Origin of the sequence: Mycobacterium sp. E3305 (assembly GCF_001666785.1) — a bacterium.
GTDB lineage: Bacteria > Actinomycetota > Actinomycetes > Mycobacteriales > Mycobacteriaceae > Mycobacterium.
Window position 1 is genome coordinate 1 of sequence record NZ_LZJA01000036.1, and the last position, 5,264, is coordinate 5,264.

The window sequence follows — 5,264 nt, forward strand, 5'->3', positions numbered from 1 at the left end:
CGCGCTGTTCAATGGCGCGGCTTCTCCTCACGCCGCCGTGCGGCGTGCATCGTCGCCGCGCTGTTCAATGGCGCGGCTTCTCCTCACGCCGCCGTGCGGCGTGCATCGTCGCCGCGCTGCACGGTGACCGGGTCCCCCGCTAGGTTGGGGGCTGTGGCGACCCGCATCGTGATCCTCGGTGGCGGCCCGGCCGGTTACGAAGCCGCGCTGGTGGCCGCCACCTCCCACCCCGACACCACGCACGTCACCGTGATCGACTCCGACGGCATCGGCGGCGCGGCCGTGCTGGACGACTGCGTGCCCTCCAAGACTTTCATCGCCTCGACCTGGCTGCGGACCGAGCTGCGCCGGGCACCGCGGCTGGGGTTCGACATCGACATCGACGACGCCAAGATCTCGCTGCCGCAGATCCACGCCCGGGTCAAGCAACTCGCCACCGAGCAGTCGGCCGACATCACCGAACAGCTCCTCGGCATGGGCGTGCACGTGGTGGCCGGTCGCGGCGAGCTGATCGACCCCACGCCCGGGCTGGCCTGCCACCGCGTCAAGGCGACCGCCCCCGACGGCAGCAGCGGGGAGTTCGAGGCCGACGTCGTGCTGATCGCGACCGGCGCCAGCCCGCGGGTCCTGCCGTCGGCCCAGCCCGACGGCGAGCGGATCCTGACCTGGCGGCAGCTCTACAACCTCGAGGCGCTGCCCTCGCACCTCGTCGTGGTCGGGTCGGGCGTCACCGGCGCCGAGTTCGTGCACGCCTACACCGAGCTGGGTGTTCCGGTGACGGTGGTCGCCAGCCGGGACCGGGTGCTGCCCTATGAGGACGCCGACGCCGCGGCGGTGCTGGAGGAGGCGTTCTCCGAACGCGGTGTCGAGCTGGTCAAGAACGCGCGAGCGCAGTCGGTCACCCGCACCGACGGCGGCGTGCTGGTCACCCTGGCCGACGGGCGCGCCGTCGAGGGCAGCCACGCCCTGATGACGATCGGTTCGGTGCCCAACACCGGCGGCCTCGGCCTGGACCGGGTCGGCATCGAGCTGGGCCGCGGCGGCTACCTGACCGTGGACCGGGTGTCGCGGACCTCGGTGGCGGGCATCTACGCCGCGGGCGACTGCACCGGCCTGCTGCCGCTGGCGTCGGTGGCCGCCATGCAGGGCCGGATCGCGATGTACCACGCGCTGGGCGAGGGCGTCAGCCCGATCCGGTTGCGCACGGTGGCGGCGACGGTCTTCACCAGGCCCGAGATCGCGGCCGTCGGCGTGCCGCAGACGATGATCGATGACGGGTCGGTGTCGGCCCGGACGATCATGCTGCCGCTGCGCACCAACGCGCGGGCCAAGATGTCCGGCTTGCAACAGGGTTTCGTGAAGATGTTCTGCCGAAAGTCCACCGGCGTGGTGATCGGCGGCGTGGTGGTGGCCCCGATCGCCTCCGAGCTGATCCTGCCGATCGCCGTGGCCGTCCAGAACCGCATCACCGTCAACGAGCTGGCCCAGACGCTGGCCGTTTACCCGTCGTTGTCCGGATCGATCACCGAGGCCGCTCGTCGCCTGATGGCGCACGACGATCTGGACTAGCCTGGTTTCGACACCGTCCTACTGGCGAGTAACCGGGTGAGGAGTCCTCTGCCGTGACCGATCCGATGCACGCGCCCACCGAGTTGGGCTCGCCGGCGTCCGTGCTGGGACCGCAGCACCGCGAGGTGGCCTGGGAGCGGCTGGGCACCGAGCAGTTCGACGTCGTCGTCATCGGCGGCGGCGTGGTGGGGTCCGGCTGCGCGTTGGACGCCGCCACCCGCGGCTTGAAGGTGGCGCTCGTCGAGGCGCGCGATTTCGCGTCGGGCACCTCAAGCCGCTCGTCGAAGATGTTCCACGGCGGGTTGCGCTATCTCGAGCAGCTGGAGTTCGGGTTGGTGCGCGAGGCGCTCTACGAGCGCGAGCTGTCGCTGACCACCCTGGCGCCGCATCTGGTCAAGCCGATGCCGTTCCTGTTCCCGCTGACCAACCGCGTGTGGGAACGGCCCTACGTCGCCGCGGGCATCTTCCTCTACGACCGGATGGGCGGCGCGAAATCCGTTCCCGCGCAAAAGCATTTGACCCGGGCGGGCGCCTTGCGGTTGAGCCCGGGCCTCAAACGCAGCGCGCTGATCGGCGGAATCCGTTATTACGACACCGTCGTCGACGACGCCCGGCACACCATGACCGTCGCGCGCACGGCCGCCCACTACGGCGCGGTGGTGCGCTCCTCGACCCAGGTGGTCGCGTTGCTGCGCGAGGGGGATCGGGTGACCGGCGTGCGGGTCCGCGACTCCGAGGACGGCGCCGTCACCGAGGTCCGCGGCCATGTCGTCGTCAACGCGACCGGGGTGTGGACCGACGAGATTCAGGCATTGTCCAAGCAGCGCGGGCGGTTTCAGGTGCGCGCGTCCAAGGGCGTGCACGTGGTGGTGCCGCGCGACCGCATCGTCAGCGACGTCGCGATCATCCTGCGCACCGAGAAATCGGTGATGTTCGTCATCCCGTGGGGCAGCCACTGGATCATCGGCACCACCGACACCGACTGGAACCTGGACCTGGCCCACCCCGCGGCCACCAAGGCCGACATCGACTACATCCTGCACACCGTCAACACCGTGCTGGCCATCCCGCTGAGCCATGCCGACATCGACGGCGTCTACGCCGGGCTGCGGCCGCTGCTGGCCGGCGAGAGCGAGGAGACCTCCAAGCTGTCCCGCGAGCACGCCGTGGCGGTGCCCGCGCCGGGCCTGGTGGCCATCGCCGGTGGCAAGTACACCACGTATCGGGTGATGGCCGCCGACGCGATCGACGCCGCGGCCCAGTTCGTCCCGGCCCGGGTGGCGCCGTCCATCACCGAGAAGGTCAGCCTGCTGGGCGCCGACGGCTACTTCGCGCTGGTGAACCAGGCGGAACACGTTGCGGCGCTTCAGGGTTTGCACCCCTACCGGGTGCGGCACCTGCTGGACCGCTACGGCTCGCTGATCGGCGACGTGCTGGGCCTGGCCGCCGACAACGCCGACCTGCTCAGCCCGATCAAGGAGGCGCCGGGCTACCTCAAGGTGGAGGCCCTGTACGCCGTCACCGCCGAGGGGGCGCTGCACCTGGAGGACATCCTGGCCCGCCGTATGCGCATCTCGATCGAGTACTCGCACCGCGGCGTCGACTGCGCCCGCGAGGTCGCCGACGTGGTCGCCCCGGTGCTCGGCTGGACGACGCAGGACGTCGAGCGCGAGGTGGCGAACTACTGCGCCCGGGTGGAGGCCGAGATCCTGTCGCAGGCCCAGCCCGACGACGTGTCGGCGGACGAGTTGCGCGCGAGCGCCCCGGAGGCGCGCGCCGAGATCCTCGAGCCGGTGCCGCTGAATTGAGGCCGGCGCCCCTACCCGTGCGGGACGGGCTCGGCCCGGCCCGGGTGCGGCTGCGCGGGGGACCGGTGTTCGCGGAGCTGACCGACCGGTTCGGTGCGCGGGCCGTGAGCGGACCGGTCGTCGACGCCGACGGAATGCCGATCGACGAGGCGACCGTCCTGCTCGCCGGGTCGTACGTGTTTCTGTACCGCGAACTGCCCGACGAGGTGCCCGTCCCCTTTGAGATCCCGGTGCTGCATCGCGACGCGGACATCGTGGTCGTCGACAAGCCGCACTTCCTGTCCACCATGCCGCGCGGGCGGCACGTGGCGCAGACGGCGCTGGTGCGGCTGCGCCGGGACCTGGGCCTGCCGGAGCTGAGCCCGGCCCACCGCCTCGACCGGCTGACGGCGGGGGTGCTGGTGTTCACCGCCCGCCGCGAGGTGCGCGGCGCATACCAGACGCTGTTCTCCCGGGGGTTGGTGCGCAAGACCTACCTGGCGCGCGCCGCCGTCGACCCGTCTTTGGTGTTGCCGCGCGTGGTCCGGAGCCGAATCATCAAGCGCCGCAGGGTATTACAGGCTACCTGCGAACCCGGGCCGCCCAACGCCGAGACACTGGTGGAACTCGTCTCCCCGGACGGCCTCTACCGGCTGACCCCATGCACCGGGCGCACCCACCAACTGCGCGTGCAGATGAACTCGCTGGGGGTGCCGATCGACGGGGATCCGTTGTATCCCAACATCATCGACGTGCCGGCCGACGACTTCAGCACGCCGCTGCGGTTGCTGGCGCAGCGCATCGAGTTCGACGATCCGGTGACGGGCGCGCGGCGCGCGTTCGTCAGCCGGCGACCGGGACCGTAATTTCGCTCGGTCTGATCGCTTGCCGGGCGCGCATTCCGGGTGGACAGTCGTACTGAAACTTCGAACGCATCGGAGGGCGCCGGTGGAAATCGTACCGTCGGGCCCGGGCTTCGCGGCGGAAGTGCGGGGAGCCAGCATTCACGACGTCGCGGCATCGCAAGTCGCATACGCGGCGATACGGGCGGCGTTCGAAGAGCATTCGGTCCTGGTGTTCCGCGATCAGGACGTCAGCGACGAAGCGCAGCTCGCCTTCTCCCGCCGCTTCGGCCCGCTGGAGGTCACCAAGGTCGGTTCGGAGGGGCACGGCACCAACCTCGTGATCCTCAAGACCCTCGACGAGACGGGCAGCGTCGTGCCAGAAGGCCACCGCCTTGCCCTGGAGAACAAGGCCAACCAGCTCTGGCACACCGACAGCTCGTTCAAGCGCGTGCCCGCGCTCGCCTCGGTGTTGTCGTCGCGCGTCATTCCGGGCCATGGGGGTGAGACCGAGTACGTCTCCACCCGGCTCGCCTTCGAGCGGCTCGATCCGGCGTTGCGACGCCGGCTGGAAGATTGCTTCGCCTGGCACGAGTACGCCTATTCGCGCGGCAAGATCGCGCCCGAACTGGCCGGCCCGGCCGAGCGCGCGGCGCTGCCGCCGCAATGCTGGCGTCTGGTCTGGCGGAACCCGGTCAACGGCCGCAAGGCGCTGTATCTGGCCTCGCACGCGTACGCGATCGAGGGCATGGCGCCGGAGGCGGGGCGGGAGCTGATCGCCGGGCTGACCGAAGCGGCGACCGCCCAGGAGGCTCGCTACGCGCACGCGTGGCGCGAGGGCGACGTGGTGATGTGGGACAACCGCGCGATCATGCATCGCGGGCGGCCATGGCCGGCGCGGGAGCCGCGCTTCATGGTGCGGACCACGATTTCCGCGACAGCCGCCGACGGGCTGGAGGCCATGCGGTTGTCGTAGCCGGGTGGCATACTCGAATGTATGTTCGATTCGAGGGTGCCGTCGGCGGAGTCGATCGCCGCGTTGGATGAGCACTTCGAGCGGCGCTAT

Annotated in this window: 4 protein-coding genes; all 4 read left to right on the forward strand. The window is 70.5% G+C overall.

What is annotated here, in order from left to right; all coding sequences use genetic code 11:
- Nucleotides 1–153: 153 nt before the first annotated feature.
- Nucleotides 154–1,569 carry an NAD(P)H-quinone dehydrogenase gene (locus A5701_RS04200; protein WP_067748954.1) on the forward strand — a complete coding sequence of 472 codons (1,416 nt, stop codon included), beginning with the start codon at nucleotides 154–156 and terminating at the stop codon, nucleotides 1,567–1,569.
- Between the two features lie 65 nt (nucleotides 1,570–1,634).
- Nucleotides 1,635–3,377 carry a glycerol-3-phosphate dehydrogenase/oxidase gene (locus A5701_RS04205; protein ID WP_369807382.1) on the forward strand — a complete coding sequence of 581 codons (1,743 nt, stop codon included), beginning with the start codon at nucleotides 1,635–1,637 and terminating at the stop codon, nucleotides 3,375–3,377.
- Nucleotides 3,374–4,222: a pseudouridine synthase gene (locus A5701_RS04210; protein WP_082954764.1), complete on the forward strand. Its 849-nt coding sequence runs from the start codon at nucleotides 3,374–3,376 to the stop codon at nucleotides 4,220–4,222. The genes A5701_RS04205 and A5701_RS04210 overlap by 4 nt, the downstream gene beginning before the upstream one ends.
- A gap of 82 nt (nucleotides 4,223–4,304) precedes the next feature.
- On the forward strand, nucleotides 4,305–5,174 hold the full coding sequence (locus tag A5701_RS04215; RefSeq protein WP_067748962.1) for a TauD/TfdA family dioxygenase: 870 nt from the start codon (nucleotides 4,305–4,307) through the stop codon (nucleotides 5,172–5,174).
- Nucleotides 5,175–5,264: the final 90 nt, after the last annotated feature.

Excerpts from the sequence above, each read along its gene's own strand:
- A5701_RS04205 (WP_369807382.1), top strand. The coding sequence starts at position 1,635 with ATGCACGCGCCCACCGAGTTGGGCTCGCCGGCGTCCGTGCTGGGACCG.